The 21,174-nt window shown below is 65.0% G+C and carries 21 protein-coding genes; 10 read left to right on the forward strand and 11 right to left on the reverse strand.

The window, feature by feature from the left end:
* The first annotated feature begins 35 nt into the window (after nt 1–35).
* On the forward strand, nt 36–866 hold the full coding sequence (locus KMZ68_RS23995) for an enoyl-CoA hydratase (protein WP_215613589.1): 831 nt from the start codon (nt 36–38) through the stop codon (nt 864–866).
* A gap of 4 nt (nt 867–870) precedes the next feature.
* Here the strand turns inward: KMZ68_RS23995 and KMZ68_RS24000 are convergent, their stop codons facing one another.
* The gene (locus KMZ68_RS24000; RefSeq protein ID WP_215613590.1) at nt 871–1,485 is read right to left on the reverse strand and encodes a GNAT family N-acetyltransferase; all 615 of its coding nucleotides are present in this window, start codon (nt 1,483–1,485) and stop codon (nt 871–873) included.
* 75 nt (nt 1,486–1,560) lie between these two features.
* Nucleotides 1,561–1,764: a DUF1127 domain-containing protein gene (locus tag KMZ68_RS24005; protein WP_215613591.1), complete on the reverse strand. Its 204-nt coding sequence runs from the start codon at nt 1,762–1,764 to the stop codon at nt 1,561–1,563.
* Nucleotides 1,765–1,879: 115 nt separating this feature from the next.
* Between KMZ68_RS24005 and KMZ68_RS24010 the strand changes: the two genes are divergently transcribed.
* The 4 genes from KMZ68_RS24010 (at nt 1,880) to KMZ68_RS24025 (ending at nt 7,837) form a co-directional block, all read left to right on the forward strand.
* Nucleotides 1,880–2,860, forward strand: coding sequence for a transcriptional regulator GcvA (locus KMZ68_RS24010; protein WP_215613592.1), 981 nt, complete (start codon nt 1,880–1,882; stop codon nt 2,858–2,860).
* A gap of 29 nt (nt 2,861–2,889) precedes the next feature.
* Nucleotides 2,890–4,287, forward strand: coding sequence for an FAD-dependent tricarballylate dehydrogenase TcuA (tcuA, locus tag KMZ68_RS24015; protein ID WP_215613593.1), 1,398 nt, complete (start codon nt 2,890–2,892; stop codon nt 4,285–4,287).
* Nucleotides 4,274–5,383, forward strand: coding sequence for a tricarballylate utilization 4Fe-4S protein TcuB (gene tcuB / locus KMZ68_RS24020; RefSeq protein ID WP_215613594.1), 1,110 nt, complete (start codon nt 4,274–4,276; stop codon nt 5,381–5,383). Before tcuA ends, tcuB begins: the two co-directional genes overlap by 14 nt.
* 945 nt (nt 5,384–6,328) lie before the next feature.
* Complete coding sequence (locus tag KMZ68_RS24025; protein WP_371741386.1) at nt 6,329–7,837, forward strand: L,D-transpeptidase; 1,509 nt, start codon at nt 6,329–6,331, stop codon at nt 7,835–7,837.
* A 37-nt stretch (nt 7,838–7,874) separates the two neighbouring features.
* Here the strand turns inward: KMZ68_RS24025 and KMZ68_RS24030 are convergent, their stop codons facing one another.
* Nucleotides 7,875–8,879, reverse strand: coding sequence for an acyl-CoA desaturase (locus KMZ68_RS24030; protein WP_215613596.1), 1,005 nt, complete (start codon nt 8,877–8,879; stop codon nt 7,875–7,877).
* A 276-nt stretch (nt 8,880–9,155) separates the two neighbouring features.
* On the opposite strand from KMZ68_RS24030, the gene KMZ68_RS24035 reads away from it, so the two are divergent.
* Together KMZ68_RS24035 and KMZ68_RS24040 are read left to right on the forward strand one after the other, a co-directional pair.
* A complete protein-coding gene (locus KMZ68_RS24035) occupies nt 9,156–9,356 on the forward strand; it encodes a hypothetical protein (protein ID WP_215613597.1) in 201 nt (66 codons plus the stop codon).
* Nucleotides 9,357–9,849: 493 nt separating this feature from the next.
* Nucleotides 9,850–10,149 (forward strand): GIY-YIG nuclease family protein, encoded by a 300-nt coding sequence (locus tag KMZ68_RS24040; RefSeq protein WP_215613598.1) that lies wholly within the window; start codon nt 9,850–9,852, stop codon nt 10,147–10,149.
* Between the two features lie 71 nt (nt 10,150–10,220).
* On the opposite strand, the gene KMZ68_RS24045 is transcribed toward KMZ68_RS24040, so the two are convergent.
* The 3 genes from KMZ68_RS24045 to KMZ68_RS24055 form a co-directional block, all read right to left on the reverse strand.
* Nucleotides 10,221–10,634 (reverse strand): Rieske (2Fe-2S) protein, encoded by a 414-nt coding sequence (locus KMZ68_RS24045; protein WP_215613599.1) that lies wholly within the window; start codon nt 10,632–10,634, stop codon nt 10,221–10,223.
* Complete coding sequence (locus tag KMZ68_RS24050; RefSeq protein ID WP_215613600.1) at nt 10,634–11,746, reverse strand: amidohydrolase family protein; 1,113 nt, start codon at nt 11,744–11,746, stop codon at nt 10,634–10,636. The genes KMZ68_RS24045 and KMZ68_RS24050 overlap by 1 nt, the downstream gene beginning before the upstream one ends.
* Nucleotides 11,747–11,808: 62 nt before the next feature.
* On the reverse strand, nt 11,809–12,882 hold the full coding sequence (locus tag KMZ68_RS24055; protein ID WP_215613601.1) for an amidohydrolase family protein: 1,074 nt from the start codon (nt 12,880–12,882) through the stop codon (nt 11,809–11,811).
* Between the two features lie 194 nt (nt 12,883–13,076).
* Between KMZ68_RS24055 and KMZ68_RS24060 the strand changes: the two genes are divergently transcribed.
* Nucleotides 13,077–14,039, forward strand: a complete 963-nt coding sequence (locus KMZ68_RS24060) for an MBL fold metallo-hydrolase (RefSeq protein WP_215613602.1) — start codon at nt 13,077–13,079, stop codon at nt 14,037–14,039.
* Between the two features lie 7 nt (nt 14,040–14,046).
* Nucleotides 14,047–14,532, forward strand: a complete 486-nt coding sequence (locus KMZ68_RS24065; RefSeq protein ID WP_215613603.1) for a CinA family protein — start codon at nt 14,047–14,049, stop codon at nt 14,530–14,532.
* Nucleotides 14,533–14,678: 146 nt separating this feature from the next.
* On the opposite strand, the gene KMZ68_RS24070 is transcribed toward KMZ68_RS24065, so the two are convergent.
* The 3 genes from KMZ68_RS24070 to KMZ68_RS24080 all read right to left on the reverse strand — a co-directional run bounded on the left by KMZ68_RS24070 (nt 14,679) and on the right by KMZ68_RS24080 (nt 18,702).
* A complete protein-coding gene (locus tag KMZ68_RS24070; RefSeq protein WP_215613604.1) occupies nt 14,679–15,989 on the reverse strand; it encodes an HlyD family type I secretion periplasmic adaptor subunit in 1,311 nt (436 codons plus the stop codon).
* Entirely contained in the window at nt 15,986–17,734 is a 1,749-nt protein-coding gene (locus KMZ68_RS24075; protein ID WP_215613605.1) for a type I secretion system permease/ATPase, read from the reverse strand. The genes KMZ68_RS24070 and KMZ68_RS24075 overlap by 4 nt, the downstream gene beginning before the upstream one ends.
* A gap of 194 nt (nt 17,735–17,928) precedes the next feature.
* Nucleotides 17,929–18,702 (reverse strand): acyl-CoA thioesterase domain-containing protein, encoded by a 774-nt coding sequence (locus tag KMZ68_RS24080; RefSeq protein ID WP_215613606.1) that lies wholly within the window; start codon nt 18,700–18,702, stop codon nt 17,929–17,931.
* 83 nt (nt 18,703–18,785) lie between these two features.
* Between KMZ68_RS24080 and KMZ68_RS24085 the strand changes: the two genes are divergently transcribed.
* Entirely contained in the window at nt 18,786–19,721 is a 936-nt protein-coding gene (locus KMZ68_RS24085) for a LysR substrate-binding domain-containing protein (RefSeq protein ID WP_215613607.1), read from the forward strand.
* 106 nt (nt 19,722–19,827) lie between these two features.
* On the opposite strand, the gene KMZ68_RS24090 is transcribed toward KMZ68_RS24085, so the two are convergent.
* Both KMZ68_RS24090 and KMZ68_RS24095 read right to left on the reverse strand, forming a co-directional pair.
* The gene (locus KMZ68_RS24090) at nt 19,828–20,097 is read right to left on the reverse strand and encodes a GlsB/YeaQ/YmgE family stress response membrane protein (protein WP_215613608.1); all 270 of its coding nucleotides are present in this window, start codon (nt 20,095–20,097) and stop codon (nt 19,828–19,830) included.
* 93 nt (nt 20,098–20,190) lie between these two features.
* A complete protein-coding gene (locus KMZ68_RS24095) occupies nt 20,191–21,174 on the reverse strand; it encodes an ABC transporter ATP-binding protein (RefSeq protein WP_215613609.1) in 984 nt (327 codons plus the stop codon).

The raw sequence follows: 21,174 nt of genomic DNA on the forward strand, positions 1-21,174 counted from the left end.
GACGGAGACAATAACAAAAACAAATTGGGGGAAACATGACCACCGAGATCACCATCGACACCGGCACCAATGAATTGCTGTGCGTCATCCGCGACCGCGTCGCCATCATCACGCTCAATCGCCCGGAAGTCCGCAACGCGATGTCGGACAATCTGACGCCGGCGTTGCGCAACATGATCAAGGTCAGCGGCGAGAACCCCGACGTCGGCGCGCTGCTGATCACCGGCGCCGGCACCGCCTTCTGCGCCGGCGGCAACGTCAAGGGCATGGGCGCCCATCGCGACAGGAAAAAGCTGGAGATGTCCTATGACGAGAAAGTCGCCGACCTGCAGGAGCGTCAGCGGTTGTTGACGGGCGCACTGGTCTCGGTGCGCAAGCCGACCATCGCAGCGCTGCCCGGCCCCGCGGTTGGCGCCGGCCTTGCGTTGGCCATGGCCTGCGACATCCGCATCGCCGCCGAATCGGCCTTCGTCTCCACCGGCTATCTGCGGGTGGCTCTGAGCGGCGACTACGGCATCGCATGGCTGTTGACGCGGCTGGTCGGAACATCGCGGGCGCGCGAGCTGATGTTCACCTCCGACAAGGTCGAGGCGAAGCGGGCCGAAGCGATCGGTCTCGTCAACCGCGTGGTGCCGGACGCCAAGCTTCAGGAAGCGGCCTTTGCGCTGGCGAAATCGATGGCGGAAGGGCCGACGCTGGCGTTGCGCTACATGAAGGACAATCTCGACGAAGCCCTGCTGTTCGATTTCGCCACCGCGCGCGACCATGAGGCGGAACGGCTGGTCCGCCTCACCACGACGGCCGATCACCGCGAAGCGGTGCAGGCCTTCATCGACAAGCGCAAGCCGGTGTTCAAGGGAAGCTAGTTCTTCAAACCGGAACCTGATGCGCCATCTGCCGGGCCGCCAGCCGCCAGCTGGCGCAGGGAATTTCCTCCGGCGCGACGTCGATGTGCTTTTCGAAGCGCACCAGCTTCCAGTCGCCGGGCGAATGCGTGAACGCGAAACCGGACTTGCGGGCGAGGCCGAGCATGGCGTCGTTGGAGCGCAGCGTATCGCCGAACAGCCGCATGGCGCCGAACGCCGCGGCCCGGCATTCCAGATTGCCGAGCAGTGCTGAACCCACGCCGTGGCCCTGCCAGCGGTCATGGATCGACAGGCCGAATTCGAAACTGTCGGTTTCGGCGTCGAACGCATAGCGGGCTTCGCCGACGATGGTCTCGGCGCCGTCGACGGTCATGACGGCAACCACGCTGAAGCGGTCGGCCTCCCCGACATGGACGAAACGATCGAGCTCCGCCGGCGGCAGTTCGCTGATGGCGCCGAGGAAACGATTGTAGCGGGAACGGGTCGAGAGCGACCGGAAGTAGCCCTGCACCATCTCCGCATCATCGGGCTCGACGAAGCGCACGGTCAGCGACTTGCCGCTGCGCAGGCGCAGGATATCGGAATGCTGCCGGAGGTCGTCGAGACGAAGCGCGGTCATGGCTGGAATGCCTTGGGTTTCGAAAAGTCGATGGCCGGCACCCCCCTCACGAGGCGGCGCCGGCCTGGCTGCTGCTCAAGCCCGCCAAAACGGCTTTTCGGCTTCGTAGACGATGTCGCTCCAGGACAGGCCGATGTCGTGCAGGTCACGGGCGGACAGTTGCGCGAGCGCGCGCCGGTCCTGCTGGCGCTGGCGCCAGACGCGGAAGGTATCGACAACCCCGGCGAAAGCACCGAATTGATGATGATTTATCATCGATTCATGGGTCAAAGTGGACATGTTCATCTCCTGTGGCTAAGCTGTTGTTGCCAATATCTGTGTCTTTCGGGCTTTCGGCAAACGACACTTTGTACCGCTTCGCATGATATAAGCTCATGCATTTGGATGATCCGGGATGACCGCGAGATTGCCGTCGCTGAATGGATTGCGTGCCTTCGAGGCCGCGGCCCGGCATCTGAGCTTCACCGTTGCGGCGTCCGAGCTGAACGTCACGCAGACCGCGATCAGCCATCAGATCCGGCGGCTCGAGCAGGAACTCGGCATCAAACTGTTCGTCCGGCAGAACCGCGCGCTGACGCTGACGCCGGCGGCCAAGGAATATCTCCCCGGGGTCCGCGCCGCGTTCAACGACCTCAGGCTCGCCACCGACCGGCTGCAGCGCCGGGATAGCGACCATGTGCTGACGGTCAGCACATTGGCCTCGCTGGCGGCGAAGTGGCTGCTGCCGAAACTTTCCGCGTTCCAGGAGGCGCATCCCGGGATCGACGTCCGCATCACCACCTCGACCAGCCTCGTCGATTTCAAGAGCGGCGATGTCGACGCCGCGATCCGCTATGGCCGCGGCCAATGGCCGGGCCTGAGCGCCGACTGGCTGATGGCCGACCAGCTGTTCCCGGTCTGCAGTCCGGCCTTGCTGGCGGGCGACAAGCCGCTGCGGCAGCCGGAGGATCTCGCCGACCACGTGTTGCTTCACACCAGCGGCGGAGCGGAGGACGACTGGCGGCTGTGGCTGACGGCCGCGGGCCTGCCGACCAACCTCTCGAAACAACCCGGCGTCACCTTCGATCTCACCTTCATGACCCTGCAGGCCGCAATCGACGGGCTCGGCGTCGCGATGGGCCGGACCTCCTACGTCGAGGCCGATATCGCCAAGGGCCGCCTGGTGGTGCCGTTCGATATCGCCCTGCCGGCGGACGCCGGCTTCTACCTGGTGTCGCCCGAGGCCAGGGCCGACACCCCCAAGCTGGCGGCATTTCGGCATTGGCTAAAGGCCTCGATCCATGGCAAACGGGAAGAACTTGGCAAACGGGAAGTACTCGGCAAACCCGAGCCGCTGCCTGAACCGAACCAGCCCGCCCGGCGCCGCCGGGTTTGATTTCCGTGCAAACAATAATAACAAGACGCATGGTCGACCTCTCCCGAAAATTCGATTGTCTGGTGATCGGCGGCGGCAACGCGGCGCTGTGCGCCGCGATCAGCGCGCGGCGCGCCGGCGCGTCGGTGCTGGTGCTGGAAGGCGCCCCGAAATTCTATCGGGGCGGCAACACCCGCCACACCCGCAACATGCGCTGCGCCCACGACGCGGCGACCGACATCCTGACCGGGCCCTATACCGAGCAGGAATTCTGGGAAGATTTGCAGCTTGTGACCGAGGGCCAGACCGACGAGGAACTCGCCCGCCACATGATCCGGGAGTCGAAGGACATCCTGGGCTGGGTGGTCGAACAGGGCGTGCGCTGGCAGCCGTCGCTCGGCGGCACGCTGAGCCTCGGCCGCACCAACTCGTTCTTCCTCGGCGGCGGCCGGGCGATGCTGAACGCGCTGTATCTGACCGCCGAACGGCTCGGCGTCGACATCCTCTACGACGCCGAAGTGCTCGACCTCGACATCGACAACGGCATGTTTCTCTCCGCTGATCTCAAGCAGGGCGACGGCCGCGTCAGCGTGCGCGCCGCGACGCTGGTGGCGGCCGCCGGCGGATTCGAGGCCAACATCGAATGGCTGAAGCAATATTGGGGCGAGGCCGCCGACAATTTCCTGATCCGCGGCACGCCCTATAATCGCGGCTCGATCCTGAAAATGCTGCTTAACAAGGGCGTGCAGCAGGTCGGCGATCCCACCCAATGCCATGCGGTGGCGATCGATGCCCGGGCGCCGAAATTCGACGGCGGCATCATCACCCGCCACGACTCGGTCGTGTTCGGCATCGTCGTCAACAAGAACGCGATGCGTTTCTACGACGAGGGCGAGGACATCTGGCCGAAGCGCTACGCGATCTGGGGCCGGCTGGTCGCGGCGCAACCCGGCCAGATCGCCTACATCGTCTTCGATGCCAGTGTGCGCAACAGCTTCATGCCGACGCTGTTCCCGCCGATCGAGGCCGGCTCGATCGCCGAACTCGCCGGCAAATTCGGGCTCGATGCGGCTGCGCTGGAAAAAACCATCGCCGACTTCAACGCCGCGGTCAGGCCCGGCACCTTCGACCACACCATCCTCGACGATTGCCGCACCGAAGGCCTGACGCCGCCGAAGACCCATTGGGCGCAGCGGATCGAGACGCCGCCTTATTATGCCTATCCGGTGCGGCCCGGCATCACCTTCACCTATCTCGGCACCCGCGTGAACAAACAGGCGCGCATGCTGATGAAGGACGGCAGGCCTGCCGCCAACATGTTCGCCGCCGGCGAAATCATGGCCGGCAACGTGCTCGGCAAGGGTTACGCCGCCGGCATCGGCATGACCATCGGCAGCGTGTTCGGGCGGATCGCGGGACGGGAAGCGGCGCAAAATGCACGGAACTAACATCCTCGAGGAAGCCGACCGGCTGATGACGGTCTGCAACTCCTGCCGCTACTGCGAAGGCCTTTGCGCGGTTTTTCCGGCGATGGAAATGCGCCGTTCGTTCTCCGACGGCGACCTCAATTATTTCGCCAATCTCTGCCACGCCTGCGGCGCCTGCTACACCGACTGCCAGTTCTCGCCGCCGCATGAATTCAACGTCAACGTCCCGAAGACGCTCGCGATCGCCCGCGCCGAATCCTGGGCCGCCTATGCGTGGCCCCGCGCCTTTGCCGGCCTGTTCGCGCGCAACGGCCTTGCCATCAGCCTGATCGCAGCCTTGAGCGTCGCAGCCTTCATCTTCGGCTTCACCGCGCTGCACGACCGGCAGGTGCTGTTCGGGATCCATAGCGGCCCCGGCGCGTTCTACAAACTGATGCCGCACAACGCGATGGCGGCGCTGTTCGGCGCGGCGTTCCTCTATGCGATCGTCGCGCTTGTCATGGGCGTGCGCGCGTTCTGGCGCGACATCGGCGAGCCGATCGGCATGCTGGCGGATCCGCCCTCGCTGTGGCAGGCGATGAAGGATGCAACGCAACTGCGCTATCTCGACGGCGGCGGGGTCGGCTGCGTCAACGAAGACGAACGGCCGAGCGACCTGCGCAAGATCCATCATCACCTGACCTTCTACGGTTTTGCACTGTGCTTCGCCGCGACCTGCGTCGCGACGCTGTATCACTACCTGATCGCGCGCGAGGCGCCGTATCCGTGGTGGGACCTGCCTGTCGTGCTGGGCACGCTGGGCGGCATCGGACTTTTGATCGGACCGGCGGGATTGCTTAAGGAAAAATGGAAGCGCGATACTGATCTGGTCGATCAGCAGCGCATGGGCATGGACGTCGCCTTCATCGCCATGCTGTTCCTGACCAGCCTGACCGGCATGGCGCTGCTGCTGTTGCGCGACACCGCGGCAATGGGTCCGCTGCTGGCGCTGCATCTCGGCGTGGTGTTCTCGCTGTTCATCACCATGCCCTACGGCAAGTTCGTGCACGGCATCTACCGCTTCGTCGCGCTGGTGCGCCATGCAAGGGAGCGGCGGATGATGGCGGGTGGGGTTTAGCAGCGTCATTGCGAGAACGTAGGGTGGGCAAAGGCGCTCTTGCGCCGTGCCCACCATCGAGAGCGTTGTCGTGAATGGTGGGTACGCTGACGCTTTGCCCACCCTATGGCTCAGCTTTCTCCACTCGTCGTCCCGGCCTTGAGCCGGGACCCATAACCACCGGCCCGAGTTGTTGAGAGGAAGCCGTCCACCAGCGCGCTCAATAATGACCGCCGCGGCGCCGCGATGAGCGCAATTGCGCTCACGCTGGGGTCCCGGATCAGCGCTCGCTGTGCTTGCTTGTCCGGGACGACGAAACCTATTTCCGATCTGTCAAACAGCAGATACGCGTTCGCGTTCTCGCGGCATGATTTTGCCCGAGGTTTGCGTAGCTGTCCCTCAAAAACGAGGGAGCAGGGAATGCCGGATGCGCGCTGCACCCGCGGTCTCGTGTGCAAAGTTGTGCGAAGAAAGCGCACACGAGCATACAGGTTCAGCGGAAGCATCCGACATTCCCTGCGCAATGGTCTTACGGCTTATACCGCGCTCTCCCCGGTGACCGGGCTTTCTTGCCACCGTCGCCCCTGAGAAGCTTGCTTCCCAGGAACTTGACACCAGCGTCGGGGTGCCAGGACCACACGGCTTCGCCGTCCGCTGCCAGCACGCCCGTCTCGCGCGCTGCCCGCGTCCACCGCATCCCATCCCGCGTTTCGTGACGATCGCGATACGCCCCTCTTGCCGGGTGAGACGGGCGAATCTGTAAAAGTGATTTGCCCGACGGGTTAAGCGAAATCTTGCCCGTCGGGTTATTTTGCCGCAGCCAGGGCTGCCATCAGCCGCCAGCCACGCTTCCGCCTACGTGGGCTGTCGTATATGAGAGAATCACTTGGTCGAAGCAGGTGCGGACAGACATCTCAACCGGGGCACGGCATGTTAAATCGATTTGCGGCGCGATCCACCGGGGCGATGAGGCGTTGGAGGCCTCCCGCCATTGTCACGCTGGCGGCGACGGCCGCGCTGGCGGCGCTGACCGCCGGGGCCGCGGCGAGACCGGCGCGCCCCGCGCCACCCACCGAGGCTGTGGCGCCGCGCGATGCGGGCGAGCCGATCATGGCGATCGTGTCGATTAGGAGCCAGCGGGTCACCTTCTACGACGCCGATGGCTGGATCCTGCGCGCGCCGGTATCGACCGGCACCACGGGACGCGAGACGCCAGCCGGCGTCTTCGCCGTGCTGGAGAAGGACAAGGACCACCGCTCGACCATGTATGACGATGCCTCGATGCCGCACATGCAGCGCATCACCTGGAACGGCATCGCACTGCACGGTGGGCCGCTGCCCGGATATGCGGCCTCGCACGGCTGCGTGCGGATGCCCTTCGGCTTTGCCGAAAAGCTGTTCGACAAGACGCGGATCGGGATGCGCGTGATCATCGCGCCTGACAACGCCGAGCCGGTCGATTTCTCCCATCCTGTCCTGTTCGTGCCGAAGGCGGAGGCCATCGCGGCCGCGCCGGCCAGGGCCGAGGCGCTCGCGAGCGAGGCGGCCGAGGCTGCGAGGTCAGCCGACGAGGCGAAGAAAACCGCCGCGAAAGCGCCGCGCGAGATCGCGGCGCTGACGGCGTCGCTGCGCAAGCTGGAAGGGCTCAAGACCCGCGCCGAGGCCGAACTCGCCGCCGCCGGCAAGGCGTTCGCCGCCGCCAAGACGGACGAGGCCAGGATGCGGACCGAGGACCTCAGGCAAAAGGCCGCCGCCAGGGCCGCCGACCTGGGCACGCAGCTCGATACCGCCAGGGCCGACGCAAAACCGAAGTTTGAGGCCGCCGCCACCGCAAAGGATGCCGCCAAGGCGGCCGCGACGAGGAAGGCCGACACCGCCAAAGCGGCAAGCGAAGCAAAGCTCGCGCTCGAGCCGGCGTCGATCTTCATCAGCCGCGCAACGCGAAAGCTTTACGTGCGGCGCAACACGCACAAGCCGGCGCCGGATGGGGGCGGCGAGGTGTTCGATGCGACCATCGAAGTTCCGGTCGCGATCCGCGATCCCGAGAGGCGGATCGGCACCCATGTGTTCACGGCGCTGGCGCGCAACGACGCCGGCCTGCGCTGGAACGCGGTCACGATCGACAACGCCGAAGACGCCAAGGCCGCGCTCGACCGCATCACCATCCCGCAGGCGGTGCTCGATCGCATCGCGCCTACCGCATTGCCGCGATCCTCGATCGTCATCTCGGACGAGCCGCTGAGCGCAGAGACCAACTATCGCACCGAGTTCGTCGCGGTGCTGAGCCACCAGCCGCAAGGCGGTTTCATCACGCGCAAGCCTACGCCCGATATCTACGTCGCGGAGCAGAACTTCTGGGGCGACAACAACAGCGGCTTCGGCTTCTTTTCCCAGCGCAATCCGGAGCCCCAGCCCGGCAATGCGCGCCGGCGCGGCGGCCAGCCCTATTATCCGGCGCAACGGGGCTGGTGGTAAGACGCGGCACGCCGAGCGCGCGGGCCGCGCTCGACCACTAGCGTGATGCCACCATAGCCTCCGGATCTGGTGTTGAACGTTGTCCGCCGTCCGAACCTGGGAGCGAGCCGGCCGCGAAAATGTCGTGCACGAGCCCGAGTTTTCCAAGCCCCAGAATAATCAGGCCATTGATGTCGATCTCGTACCAGGCGTGCGAAAGGTAGGCGTCCCGCGGAAACCGATGATGGTTGTTGTGCAGCCCTTCACCGAAGGTGAGGATCGTGGTCACCAACTCGTTGGTCGTGCCATCGTCGGTCTCGAAGCGGCGGTAACCGTAGCGACCGTCGCTATGGCAGACCGAGTTGACCAGCGAGGTGGCCATGGTCATGACGTAGCTGCGGAACAGGCCGGAGAACAATACGCAGCCGATCATCGCGTGCACGCCGCCAAGCGCGTAGCCGAGGGCGCCCGGAATGAACACCGCCGATATCGCGTACCAGTACCAGCGCGTCCTGGTGAAGAACATGGCGATCGGGTCGGCCAGAATATCCTTGGCGTAGTATTCGGCATCGGTGGTGGCCTGGTCCCACACCCAGCCGCCTTGCGCATGCAACATTCCCTTGGCGAAGCTGACATGGCGGTTACCGGCGCCGTCATAGTAAGGGCTGTGGACATCGCCGGGCTTGTCGGAGTGAAGATGGTGCCGGCGATGATTGGAGACCCATTTGAGCACCGAGCCCTGCACCGCCATCGTGGCGATCGCGGCGAGTAGCGTCCGCATGACCGGACCGCAGCGGAAGCTGCGGTGGACGAAGTAGCGATGCATGAAGCCGATGCCGACCGTGCTTAGCACGAACATGCCGGCGAAGACCGAAATCTCCACCCAGCCGATGCCTTGCGTGAATGCCCAGACCAGCGCCGCGATCGAACCTCCGATCATGATGCCGAACGCGGCATAGGAATCGCGAAACTTGGCGTCCACCACCGGGCCTTCGACAAGCACTCCCGGCGGCATTTTCCGGTCCGCACCTTCTTCCGACACCACGCCCTGAACTACCGTCATCTTAACTGATCCATTCACGCAAAATTAACTATTCTGCGACGCACTCTACCGAAGCGGGTGATTTCTAGCAAGGACTCGATCGGCCGCGAGAGCGCGGAGCCGGGACCCAAAAAAGGCGCGGTCGGAAGTCGGTGAAGCCAGATTTCACGGCTTTCGTGCATGTGGCGAGTTCGATCTCAGGGGACGCTTTGCCCGGCAAGGAGCGTCTCGCCTGTCGGCGCGCGGGATTCGCGTTGCGCGATTTCAATGGTTTGTAGATGCGCTGGAGGTCGCGTTATGCCCGGCGCCGCACCGACGTCGTCGACGTCTGCTGCCATCGAGGTCCATTTCGATTTCGCTCAGGGAGACTTGTTCAACCGCTTTCGCCAGAACCCGGTCTGGATTCAGACGGAAGGCGGTATCGCGGTTCTACAGCAGGATCCACGCGCGCGCGTGAATCAGCGTTTCAAGATGATGCGCGACACACCAGGGAGTTGACGAGACCGCGTGCGTTCTCTATCGACTACAACCATGGTTGAATACGTCGCGCGGTTGATTGCACAAGACGGGAAGTGTACCGAGGAAATCACGTTGCCCAATTGCCGCGACGACGGGCATGCTGTCTCCCACGCTCGCAAGTTTACCGGCACAGCCGCCAGCGTCGAAGTCTGGTGCGGCGAACGCCTAGTGTACGCGATAGAGCGCGCCTGAGATTGATCAGGCATAAGATGTCTACGGATGACGCCAAGCGAGTTCCGCTTTGGGTCAGAGTCGGACTTCGGGGCTGGTCCAAGGCAGGTCCGCTCGTCCCCCAATAGCTGACATGCCGCGACTGCGGCGGCATATCCGGCTAGGGCGCAAGGAAGCGGCGGACGATGGAGCAGACGGTTTAGCCTATCGACGTCATTGCGAGTGCAGCGACTTTGACCGCACAAAATGATACTGTCATCGCCCGGCTTGACCGGGCGACCCAGTATCCCAGAGACGGCAGATGGGAGCACGCAGCTTCTACATCTATATCCTTGCCAACCGCATCGGTGGTACGCTTTACATCGGCGTGACCAACGACCTCGTTCGCCGGGTGTCCGAGCACAAATCGGGCGCCGCCGAAAGCTTCACCAAAGAACATGACGTGAATCGGCTGGTCTATTTCGAATGCTTCGAGGACATCGAAGCTGCCATCCATCGCGAGAAGCGGTTGAAGAAATGGACGCGGGCCTGGAAGATCGCGCTGATAGAGAAAGACAATCCCAACTGGATCGATCTTTATCCTGAGATTGCTGGGGGATGAAGACGGGTTCTCGTTTTCAACCGAGAGGGCTCTGGAATACTGGGTCGCCCGGTCAAGCCGGGCGATGACAGTTAGAGATCCACCACCACGTAATCGCTCTCCACCGACACCGCCAACGTCTCCGCGACGTACGGCCCCTTCACCACGCTCGCGCCCGGCTCGACATTGACCGGATAGGCGCGGGTGCGGAATTTTTTTGGGTCGCAATAGGATTGCCCGGTGCGGATGTCGAATTCCCAGCCGTGCCAGGGGCAGCGCAGGATTTCGCCTAACCTCGTATATTCGATCTCGCCGGGATCGGAGGATTGCGCCAGCCCGATCAGCGGGCCTTCGCACAGGGCGGCGCCCTGGTGCGGGCAGCGGTTCAACAGGCCGAAGAATTCGCCGTTGATGTTGAAGATCGCGATCGGCCGCTCGTCGATGGTGAGGAATTTTCGCGTACCCGGCGGCAATTCGTCCACCGGGGCAATGACATGTCGGGCCATCAAGCTAATCCGTACAGCTTCAGCGCGTTGGTCAGATAGAACGCCTCGCGGTTGGCGTCGCTGACGCCGGCCGGCAGCACCCGCGACGGCTCGTCGTAATCCCAATGCGGATAGTCGGTCGCGAACAAGAGCTTGTCCCAGCCGATCCAGTCGATAACGTCGAACAGATGATCGCGCCGCTCGGGGTCTTCCATCGGCTGCGTGGTCCAGAAGATGTGGTCGCGGATATATTCCGACGGCTTGCGCTTCAGATGCGGCACCTCGCCGTGCAGCTTTTCGAAGACCTTGTCGAGCCGCCACGACAGCGACGGCGCCCAGCCGAAGCCGGCCTCGATCATGATCATCTTCAGTTTCGGGTGCCGTTCGAACACGCCTTCCAGCACGAGACTGGCGAGCGCGGTCTGCTGGCACTGCGAATGGCCGACCATCTCCTCGATGTAGTAGCTCGGCCAGCCCGAGGCGGTGATCGGATTGCCGCCGAAGCCGAAGGCGTGAACGCCGACCGGAAGCCCGGCCTCCTCCGCCGCCTGATAGATCGGCCAGTAACGGCGCTGGCCGAGCGGCTCGACGTTGCGACTCAGGAGCAGCACCTGCACGAAATTCCTGTCGCCGGCGCGCCTGCGGATTTCGGCGGCCGCGGCCATGCCGTCCTCATTGGCGACCACGACGGAAGCTTTCAGCCGGCTGTCCTTGCTGGTCCATTTTTCGATCTGCCAGTCGTTGATGGCGGTCGCCAATGCGGCGGAAAGATCGTGATTGCGCATACCCTGCCCGGTGGCGCCGAGCGGGTTGAGCACGCCGAGCGCCACATGGTTGGGATCGAGATGCTGCTTCTGCATGAACGACAGCGACGAGCCCTGCTGGCCGCCTTCCGGCGGCCAGGCGTCGCGGCGCGACGCATTGGGCTGCGTCTTGGGATAGGGCGGGCCTTCCATCATGCCCTGATAGGCGTGGACGCCGTAGGTTTCGAGATGGGCGTGCCAGCGCCCGGCGAGGAACGGGTACAGCTCGTCTTTGGTGGCGCGCGCCGGATGAATGTCGCAATCGGCGATCGCGGTCTTGACGCTCGCCGGCGACGCCGGCTCCGGACGGTCGCGGAACTGCACGTTCATGGCGTCTTCTCCTTAGCTCTTGGGCATGATCTTTTCCAAAAACCGGTTTCCACTTTTCGGGATCATGCCAGCGCAGCCTGCTTCAGGCGAGGATAGGTCGCGTGCGGGTTGTCGATCATGATCTTGCGCACGAGTTCTGAAGATATTCCTTCGGGCAGCACCGCGTCGCCGTCGAATTGCCAGTGCGGATAGTCGGTCGAGAATAGGAGCAATTCGTCCGACTGCATATGGTCGAACAGGCGATTCAGGATCGCCGGATCCGGCGGTGCATCGACCGGCTGCAGCGAGAAGCGGATGTTGCTGCGCACAATTTCCTGGGGCGAGCGGTCCACCCACGGCGTTTCCATGCGCGCGCCGCGCCAGAACTTGTGCAGCCGCCACAGATAGGCCGGCAGCCAGGTGAAGCCGGACTCCAGCATCACCATCTTCAGGTCAGGATGCCGCGCGAACACGCCTTCGACGATCAGGCTGGTCAATTGGGTCTGGAACGCCTGCGCCTGCGCGACATAGTCCTCGATGTGATAGGAGCCCCAGCCGACCGAGGTCGGCGGGTTGTGATAGGCGCTGCCGGCGTGAATCCCGATCGGCAACCCCAGCCGCTCGGCGGCGGCGTAGATCGGCCAGTAGGCGCGCTTGCCCAAGGGCATGTCGCCCATGACCAGCATCAGCACCTGGACGAAGCGCTTGTCTTGGGCGCAGCGCTCGATCTCGGCCACCGACTTCTCGATGCTCTGCACCGGTATCACGATCGAGCCGCGCAGCCGCGCGTCCTTGTCGAGCCATTCCCTGACCAGCCAGTCGTTCAGCGCGCGGCAGAACGCGTCCGCCATGTCCTCGGAAAACACCATCTGCACGCCGTACAGCGGATTGCAGATGCCATAGCTGACGGCGAAGCGGTCGAGCGCCTGCGCCTGCATGTCCTGAAGGCTCGAGCCCGGCTTGCCCTGCGCCGGGCGCCAGTCCGGCCGCGAGGAGATCGGCGAATGGGCCGGATAGGATTGCGACACCAGGTCGGTCATGCCGCGGGTCGTGACCTGATCGCGCCAGTAATCGTTGAGATAGGGCAGCAGGCTGGTCAGGTGAGGAACGGCTGGATGCAGATCGCAATCCACGCCGCCCGCGATCGGTGACGTCATGACCTCAAGGTTTCCTCTTCGCGCGGGGGCGACATCAGAATTCGGCGTTGGCTCGCTGTAACAGGCGCAGCATATGGCCCGCGCGCTTCCCCGTCCATCGGCGGGCCAGCCGCTCCTGAGTCGGCAGCCATGCAATCCTGTGCTAGGAGATAACAAAGACGTCGCAAGGGAGGCATGGCATGCAAGGACTGAGAATGGCCGCAGTCACAGCCCTGCTGGCGTTGTCCGGGCCGGCCTTCGCGCAGCAGCAGCCGGCCGCGCCACCGTCCGCGCCGCCGATGGATTATTCGAAGGCCGAGATCAAGACCGTCGCGCTCGGCAACAACGCCTACATGCTCGAAGGCCAGGGCGGCAACATCACCGTGGTGGTGGCGAAGGACGGCATCATCCTGGTCGACGGCCAGTTCGCGCCGCTGCACGACAGGATCAAGGCCGCGGTGGCTGCGACCTCCAGCCTGCCGATCAAATATCTCGTCAACACGCATTATCATGGCGACCACAGCGGCGGGAACGAAGCCTTCGCCAAGGAAGGCGTCACGGTCGTCGCCCAGGACAATGTCAAGAAGCGGCTGATGGCGGGCACCACCAACGGCCTCACCGGCGTCAAGACGCCGCCGGCGCCGCAGGGAGCGCTGCCGTCCGACACCTATACGAATTTTTCCAAGATCAGGCTGCAAGGACGCGTTGCCGACCTCAAGCACATCCCCAATGCGCATAGCGACGGCGACACCTATGTCTGGTTCAAGACCGCGCGCGTGCTGGCCACCGGCGATACCTTCACCAACGGCCGCTATCCCAATATCGATTTCGCCAATGGCGGCAACATCAAGGGGATGATCGCGGCAGCCGACGTCTATCTCAAGCTGACCAACGCCAGGACCAAAATCGTGCCGGGTCACGGGCCGGTCGCCGACAAGGCGGCGCTGGCGGAATTCCGCACCATGCTGGTCACCGCGCGCGACCGGATGGCGAAGCTGGTCAAGGACGGCAAGACCGAAGACGAGGCGGTGGCCTTGAAACCGTTCGCCGATCTCGACCCCAAATGGGCGCCGGACGAGCTCGCGAGCAAAAACTTCATCCGTGTCGTCTACCACTCGCTCGCCGACAAGCCCGACAGCCAGCCGGGATTGTTGAAACGAATCTTCCGCAGGAATTGAGAAGTCGATGAAAGACCTTGTCCCGATCGCCGAAAACATCGCCGCCCGACTGATCGAGCGGCGCCAAACCATCGCCGTCGCGGAGTCCTCGACCGGCGGATTGATTTCGGCCGCATTGCTCGCAGTGCCCGGCGCCTCGGCCTATTTCCTCGGCTCGGCGGTGGTCTATACCCGCGACGCGCGGCGGATCCTGATGGACATCCCCGACGAGGTGATGAAGGGCATCCGCTCCGCCTCGGAAGTCTACGCCAAACTGCTGGCGAACCAGATCCGCCAGCGCTTCGCCGCCAACTGGGGGCTGTCGGAAACCGGCGCCACGGGTCCTGCCGGCAACCGCTACGGCGACGCCGCCGGCCATTGCTGCATGGGGATCGCGGGCGGGTCAGAGCCAATTGCGATGACGCTGGAGACCGGCCGCGCCGACCGGCTCGGCAACATGCATGTGTTCGCAACGGCCGCGCTGAATCTGCTGTTGCAGAATCTGTCGCGCTAAAACACCACCGTCGCCCCGGCGAACGCCGGGGCCCATAACCACCAATCTGAGTGTATTGAGCAAAGCTGGAGCCGCTAGCCAGCATCACAACGCACATTAGGTGGTTATGGGTCCCCGCTTTCGCGGGGACGACATTGTGGGTTGAACTACCGCTCGCGGAACGAGCGCATCAGCTGGTCGCTCAGCGGCTTCATCAGATAGGACAGCATGGTGCGGTCGCCGGTCTGCACGAAGGCCTCCACCGGCATGCCGGGGATGATCTTGACCTCGCCGAGGCGCGCGACTTCCTCCGGGGACATCGAGACCCGGATGGTATAATAGCTCTGGCCGGTGCGCTGGTCGGTGGTGACGTCGGGCGAGACGCGGGTGACTGTTCCGTTCAATTCCGGCGTGGTGCGCTGATTGAACGCCGACAGCCGCAACACGGTCTTCTGGCCGACCTGCAGCTTGTCGATATCCTGCGGATTGACCTTGGCCTCGACCGAAAGCGCGTCGGCCTGCGGCACGATCAGCATGATGGCGTCGCCTGCGGTGATCACCCCGCCGACGGTATGCACCGTCGACTGCAGCACCACGCCGTCCTGCGGCGCGCGGATGTCGATCCGGCGCAACTGGTCTTCGGCCGTCACCTTGCGCTCGACGAATTCGCCGATCTTGTCGTTGGTCTCGCGCAGATCCTTGGAGACTTCGCTGACCAGATCCTTGTCGACCTGAATGATCTGCAACTCGGTTTCGGTGATCTTGCCCCTGGCCTGCGCCCGCGCCGCGATGTATTGCGCCCGCTCGCCGTTGAGCCGCGCCGCGTCGCGCTCGAGCACCGTCAGGCGCGACAACTGCACCAGGTGCTGTTCGTAGAGCGAGCGAACCCCGACCAGTTCCTTCTCGATCAGCGCTATTTCCTTTTCCTTGGCCTTTTCCTGCGCGGTCAGGCCGGCGATCTCCTCGTTCAGCTGCGCCACGCGCTCGCGCAACTGCGACTTCTGTCCGGCGCGTCCGGTGGTGCGCACCTCGAACAGCTTGCTCTCGCTGGCCATCACGTTCTGGACGTCGGGATCGTCGGCGCGATCGAGCAGCATCGGCGGGAATGTGAGCTTGTCGAGGCCGCGCTGTTCGGCTTCCAGCCGCGCCGCCCGCGCCCACAGCCCGTTGAGACTCTTGGTGACGATCGCAAGGCTCGCCTTGGTGACGGTGTCGTCGAGCCGCACCACCACGTCGCCGGCCTTGACCGCGGCGCCATCGCGCACGCGCACCTCGCCGACGACGCCGCCGGTCGGATGCTGTACCTTCTTCACATTGGTATCGACGACGATCTGTCCCGGTGCGATCAGCGCGCCCGAGATCTGCGCGGTCGCCGCCCAGCCGCCGAGCCCGCCCGCCAGCACGACGATGACGGCGAGGCCGATGACCAGATGCAGCCGGATCGAGGCTTTCGCAGTCCGCATTTTGCTGCCGCTCATGACTTGGCTACGCCTCCCTCGGACACGATCTTGATCGGCGAAGGCGGCGCGACCCGCTGCTGCAGCACCTGCCCCAGCACGGTTTCCTTCGGCCCGAAGGCCTGCATGCGGCCGTCCTTCAGCACCAGCAGCATGTCGACCGCCTCGATCCCGATCGGCCGGTGCGCCACCACCACCACGATGGCGCCGCGCTCGCGCGCGCCGCGCACCGCGCGCGTCAGCGCCTCGTCGCCTTCGGTATCGAGATTGGAGTTCGGCTCATCCAGCACGATCAGGAACGGATTGCCGTACAGCGCCCGCGCCAGCGCCACGCGCTGCGCCTGGCCGGCCGACAGTGCGGTGCCCTGCTCGCCGATCTGGGTGTCGTAGCCTTCGCGCATCTTGATGATCATGTCGTGGACCCCCGCCTCCTTGGCGGCGGCGATGATCCCCTCCGAGGTGGCGTCCGGATCGAACCGGCAGATATTCTGCGCGACCGTGCCTGCGAACAGCTCGACATCCTGCGGCAGATAACCGACGTGGCGGCCGAGCACGTCGCTCGACCACTGGTCCAGCGCCGCCCCGTCGAGCCGCACCTTGCCGCGCAGCGGATGCCAGACGCCGACCAGCGCGCGCACCAGCGACGACTTGCCCGATCCGCTCGGCCCGATCACGCCGAGGCCGTTGCCGGCCTCCAGCGCGAACGTCACGTCCTGGACGATGATCTTCTGATCGCCCGGCGGCACGATGCTGACGGCCTCGACCGACAGCCGCTTCGACGGGGTCTGCAGCTGCGTCGGCGCCGTCTGCGCCGGCAATGATTCCAGCATGCGGTTGAGGCGGTGCCAGCTCTGGCGCGCGGCGACGAAGCCCTTCCAGTGCGCGATGGCGAGATCGACCGGCGCCAGCGCCCGCGCACTCAGGATCGAGCCGGCGATGATGACGCCGGCGGTGGCCTCCTGATTGATCACGAGATAGGCGCCGACCGCGAGCACCGCGGACTGCAGCGTCATGCGCATGACCTTGGCAATGGCGCCGAGACCGCCGGCGACGTCGCTGGCGCGCTGATTGCCCGCCAGATATCTTTCGTTGGCCTCGCTCCAGCGCCTGGTCAGACGCCCGGACATTCCCATCGCGACCAGCACTTCGGCATTGCGCCGGCTGGTGGCAGCCAGATCGTTGCGGCGCGCGGCAAGCCCCATGGCCTCGCGCGCCGGCGCGCGCGACATGTATTCGGTGATGATGGTCAGCGTGACCAGGACGATGGCGCCGGCCAGCGCGGTCACGCCGATCAGGACGTGGAAGGCAAAGCAGATCGCCAGATAGAACGGCAGCCACGGCAGGTCGAAGAACGCGCCCGGCCCCATGCCGGACAGGAACGAGCGGACATTGTCGAGATCGCGCAGCGGCTGCAGGCCTTCGTTGCGCCCGCCCACCATCAGCGGCAGGCGCACCACGGTTTCGAACACGCGGGCATTGAGGGCCTCGTCGAGCGAGGTGCCGATGCGGACCAGGATGCGGCCGCGGATCAGGTCGAGAATGCCCTGGGCGATGTACAGGCCGCCGGCGAGGATGACCAGAGCGACCAGCGTCGGGATGCTGCGGCTCGGCAGCACCCGGTCGTAGACCTCCAGCATGAAGATCGAGCCGGTCAGGTACAGAAGATTGATCATGCAGCTCATGGCGCCGACGCCAAGAAACGCGCTGCGGCAGGCGCGCAGCGCATCACCGAGTTCGGAACGCCGGACACCGGGAGCGGCTGCCATCAATTGATCTCTTCGCGAGGGGTGCAAGGCCGTTAGTTCTACCGATGTTTGCGGCCATCGTCCATGCAACTGGCGTTAACCTAAACGTCATCGGCACGCCCGCGCGGCGGTCCCGTCCTCCGAACGGAGGAGGACCGGCCCCACGGGCGACGCGAATCGGCCTTTCGGGGAGCCGGTCGCGGGGGTGCAGGGAGCTAGCTTGCCGCCGCCGGCTTCGGAAAGGGAACCAGCACCACCGCCATCGAGACCCGGCCGATCTCGCCATGGACATCGAGCAGCGCGCCGCTGCCGATGCCGAGCCCGGCAGCCGGCCGCCAGCGGGTTTGCGCGCGGACGCCGACCCATTCCCCCAACGGCTGCCTGAACAGCTGCACCGTCAGGTTCGGGTTGGGATCGGCCACGACATTCTCCAGCGGCCGCGCGATGCCGTGGGTCCAGTCCGCCGGACCGAGCACGGAAGACAACGGCCCGGCGCCGTCGATGATCCCGTGATTGAGGCGGAACCAGGCGACGCCGTCGCCGGCGCGCGCCTCCATCGCGTCCATGAACCAGGGACCGCCATGGGCAGCCCGCCGGCTGCGGACCGGAAACCGCAAGGGATCGGCAGCCTCGCCGGCGGCGTCGACAAATCCCGGCAGCTCGACCGCGCGTTCGCGCGACAGCGTCACCCGCACGGTGGCGCAGGGCTGCGCGTCATCGTCGGGCCACAGCGTGTTGTCGACCACGCTGACACGACCGCCCTCGGTCAGCACGGAAAGCCGCGTCCGCAAACTCGTCATCGGCGTCGGCCGCAGGAACCACGCGGTCACGCTGACGGCAGCGCCCCATTTTCGCTCCGCGGCGAGCGCCTCGACTTCGGCGGTCAGCAGGCTAGCGACCGCGCCGCCCTGCAGCCCCGCGAAGGGACCTGCGGCCAGCGCCGACGGCTGCCAATGATTGGGAGCGCTCAATGGTTCGAAAATCGCCATGATGGTCCAGATGAGAAATATTGAGTGATAGGGTAATCTGGCCGATAATAATGCCTGCTACAAAAGGGATTTGGTCACCCGAGATGAGCGAAATTCATCTGTCTGCGAGCGACGGGCCGCTGCGGGCGATCCCGCCGCTCTCCGCGCTGCTGGCGTTCGAGCGCGCCGCCACGCAATTGAGTTTCCGCCGCGCCGCGCGCGATCTCGCGCTCAGCCCGTCCGCGATCAGCCATCAAATCCGCGGGCTGGAGGAACTGTTCGGCGTCAAACTGTTCGTGCGCGGCGCGCGTTCGGTGCGGCTGACCGCGGAGGGCGAGCGCTATCTGGCGAAAGTCTCGCCAGCGCTGGCGGCGCTGCAGGACGCCGGCCGCGAGATGCGGCGGCACCGGCGCGACGCCGGCGGCGAACTCTGGATCAGCTCGTTGCCGTTCTTCACCTCTACGGTGCTGATTCCGGCGCTGGGCGATTTCAAGCGGCGCAATCCGACCCTGACGCTGCGGATCGAGGCCACCCATCAATATGCCGACTTCAACGCCTCCCGCGTCGACGTCGCGATCCGCTACGGGCGCGAGCACTCGGCCGGCCTGAAATTCGAACCGCTGATCGAGGTCAGGGGTTTGCCGGTCTGCGCGCCGACCCTGGTCAAGGGCGGGCTGCGCCGCCCCGAAGACCTGTCCCGGGAGGTGTTGATCCATCTGACGACGCAGCCGCGCACCTGGGCGGCGTGGCTCGAGCAGGCCGGGATTCCGGAGCTCGCCCCGCGCGGACATCTCTGGCTCGACAGCGTGCCCGCGATGCTGGAGGCCGCCGAGCAAGGGCTCGGCGTCACTCTCGCGATGGCGCCGCTGATCAGGGCGCGGCCGGGATTCGGCAAGAAACTGGTCGCGCCGTTCGATGCCGCGGCGGTCAGTTCGATGGAGACGATTTATCTCGTTTCGCGCACCGAACAGGCGCGCGACCGCCGGATTGCCGCGCTGCGGCGATGGATCGTGGATGCCGTCAGCCGCGCCAGCCGGTAGGTCAGGGCGCTAGAGCCCCGTTCCGATTGAACCGGAACGGGCTCTATCTTTTTGTTTTGACGCGTTTTCTTCACGCGAACCGGTATCCACTTCGCTTGAAAACGCTCTACAGCCGGCCGCCGGTCCGGACCAGCCGCACCACCAGCAGCAGCAGCACGGCGCCGATCGCCGAATAGATAATCTCCGAAACCAAGCCGCTGCCGATATGGATGCCGAGTTTCGGAAACAGCAGACTGGCGACCAGCGCGCCGGCAATGCCGACCAGGATATCGCCGATGATACCGAAGCCGGTGCCGCGCACGATCTTGCCGGCCAGCCAGCCCGCCACCAGGCCGACGAACAAGATGACGAGAATGCCTTCGTTGGAAATCTGCATGAGAAACTCCCCCTGTCGGCGCACGTTGTTCCTGCGCACGGCACCGGAGCCTATCCGACAATGGCCCGAAGTGACGACTCCAATATTGCGGAGTCAGGTCGCGATCGCGGCCTCGGTACGTTCAGCCAGAATACATCGCGCAATCCGGTCCGGCCCGATCTGCACGTTGGGCGGCAGTTGCTCGACGCAGCGGGCCTGCGCGAAACCGCAGCGCGGCGCGAATGAGCAATTGACTGGCGCCTTGTCCAGCGAAGGCGGCGTACCCGGGATGGTTTCCAGCCGCTGGCCGCGCTTGGCGCCGTGCACGGTGGAAGCCAGCAGCCCGCGCGCATAGGGATGAATCGGCGTGCGCACGATCTGGCGCAAGCTGCCCTGCTCGACGACCTGGCCGGCATACATCACGGCGACCCGGTCGCAGATTTCGATCGCGACGCCGATATCATGGGTCACGAAAATGACGGACATGCCGAACTCGCGCTGCAGTTCGCGCAGCAAGAGCAGGATCTGGATCTGCACGGTGGCGTCGAGCGCGGTAGTCGGCTCGTCCGCCAGCAGGATCTTCGGCTTGCAGGCCAGCGCCAGCGCGATCATCGCGCGCTGCCGCATGCCGCCACTCATCTCGTGCGGATAGGCATCGAGCCGGCGCTTGGCCGAGGGAATGCGCACTACTTCCAGCATTTCGAGCGCACGCGCCATGGCGTCGGCCTGGCTCTTGCCCTCGTGACGCATCACGGTTTCCGCGATCTGCCGGCCGATGGTGTAGACCGGATCGAGCGCCAGCGCCGGCTCCTGGAAGATCATCGAGACGGTCTGGCCGCGAAATGCCGACAGCTGCTCGTCGTCGAGCGCCAGCACATCGCGCCCGAGCACCTGCACGCTGCCCGAAATCTGCGTCCGCTTCTTCGGCAATAGCCGCATCACCGCGCGCAGGGTCACGCTCTTGCCCGAACCGGACTCGCCGAGCAGGCCGAGCACCTCGCCCTCGCCGAGCGAGAGGCTGAGATCGTTGACGGCATGCACGGTGCGCTCGCCGCTGAAGCGAACATTGAGGCCACGGATTTCGACGAGATTGCTCAT

It is taken from the genome of Bradyrhizobium sediminis, assembly GCF_018736105.1.
Lineage (GTDB): Bacteria > Pseudomonadota > Alphaproteobacteria > Rhizobiales > Xanthobacteraceae > Bradyrhizobium.

Coding starts and splice junctions, on each gene's coding strand:
- KMZ68_RS24090 (WP_215613608.1), bottom strand. CDS start 20,097: ATGCAGATTTCCAACGAAGGCATTCTCGTCATCTTGTTCGTCGGCCTG.
- KMZ68_RS24055 (WP_215613601.1), bottom strand. CDS start 12,882: ATGACGTCACCGATCGCGGGCGGCGTGGATTGCGATCTGCATCCAGCC.
- KMZ68_RS24010 (WP_215613592.1), top strand. CDS start 1,880: ATGACCGCGAGATTGCCGTCGCTGAATGGATTGCGTGCCTTCGAGGCC.
- KMZ68_RS24035 (WP_215613597.1), top strand. CDS start 9,156: ATGCCCGGCGCCGCACCGACGTCGTCGACGTCTGCTGCCATCGAGGTC.
- KMZ68_RS24025 (WP_371741386.1), top strand. CDS start 6,329: ATGAGGCGTTGGAGGCCTCCCGCCATTGTCACGCTGGCGGCGACGGCC.
- KMZ68_RS24000 (WP_215613590.1), bottom strand. CDS start 1,485: ATGACCGCGCTTCGTCTCGACGACCTCCGGCAGCATTCCGATATCCTG.
- KMZ68_RS24050 (WP_215613600.1), bottom strand. CDS start 11,746: ATGAACGTGCAGTTCCGCGACCGTCCGGAGCCGGCGTCGCCGGCGAGC.
- tcuB (WP_215613594.1), top strand. CDS start 4,274: ATGCACGGAACTAACATCCTCGAGGAAGCCGACCGGCTGATGACGGTC.
- KMZ68_RS24060 (WP_215613602.1), top strand. CDS start 13,077: ATGGCCGCAGTCACAGCCCTGCTGGCGTTGTCCGGGCCGGCCTTCGCG.
- KMZ68_RS24085 (WP_215613607.1), top strand. CDS start 18,786: ATGAGCGAAATTCATCTGTCTGCGAGCGACGGGCCGCTGCGGGCGATC.
- KMZ68_RS24045 (WP_215613599.1), bottom strand. CDS start 10,634: ATGGCCCGACATGTCATTGCCCCGGTGGACGAATTGCCGCCGGGTACG.
- KMZ68_RS24030 (WP_215613596.1), bottom strand. CDS start 8,879: ATGACGGTAGTTCAGGGCGTGGTGTCGGAAGAAGGTGCGGACCGGAAA.
- KMZ68_RS24075 (WP_215613605.1), bottom strand. CDS start 17,734: ATGGCAGCCGCTCCCGGTGTCCGGCGTTCCGAACTCGGTGATGCGCTG.
- KMZ68_RS24070 (WP_215613604.1), bottom strand. CDS start 15,989: ATGAGCGGCAGCAAAATGCGGACTGCGAAAGCCTCGATCCGGCTGCAT.
- tcuA (WP_215613593.1), top strand. CDS start 2,890: ATGGTCGACCTCTCCCGAAAATTCGATTGTCTGGTGATCGGCGGCGGC.
- KMZ68_RS24005 (WP_215613591.1), bottom strand. CDS start 1,764: ATGTCCACTTTGACCCATGAATCGATGATAAATCATCATCAATTCGGT.
- KMZ68_RS24065 (WP_215613603.1), top strand. CDS start 14,047: ATGAAAGACCTTGTCCCGATCGCCGAAAACATCGCCGCCCGACTGATC.
- KMZ68_RS24095 (WP_215613609.1), bottom strand. CDS start 21,174: ATGAGCAATCTCGTCGAAATCCGTGGCCTCAATGTTCGCTTCAGCGGC.
- KMZ68_RS24080 (WP_215613606.1), bottom strand. CDS start 18,702: ATGGCGATTTTCGAACCATTGAGCGCTCCCAATCATTGGCAGCCGTCG.
- KMZ68_RS23995 (WP_215613589.1), top strand. CDS start 36: ATGACCACCGAGATCACCATCGACACCGGCACCAATGAATTGCTGTGC.
- KMZ68_RS24040 (WP_215613598.1), top strand. CDS start 9,850: ATGGGAGCACGCAGCTTCTACATCTATATCCTTGCCAACCGCATCGGT.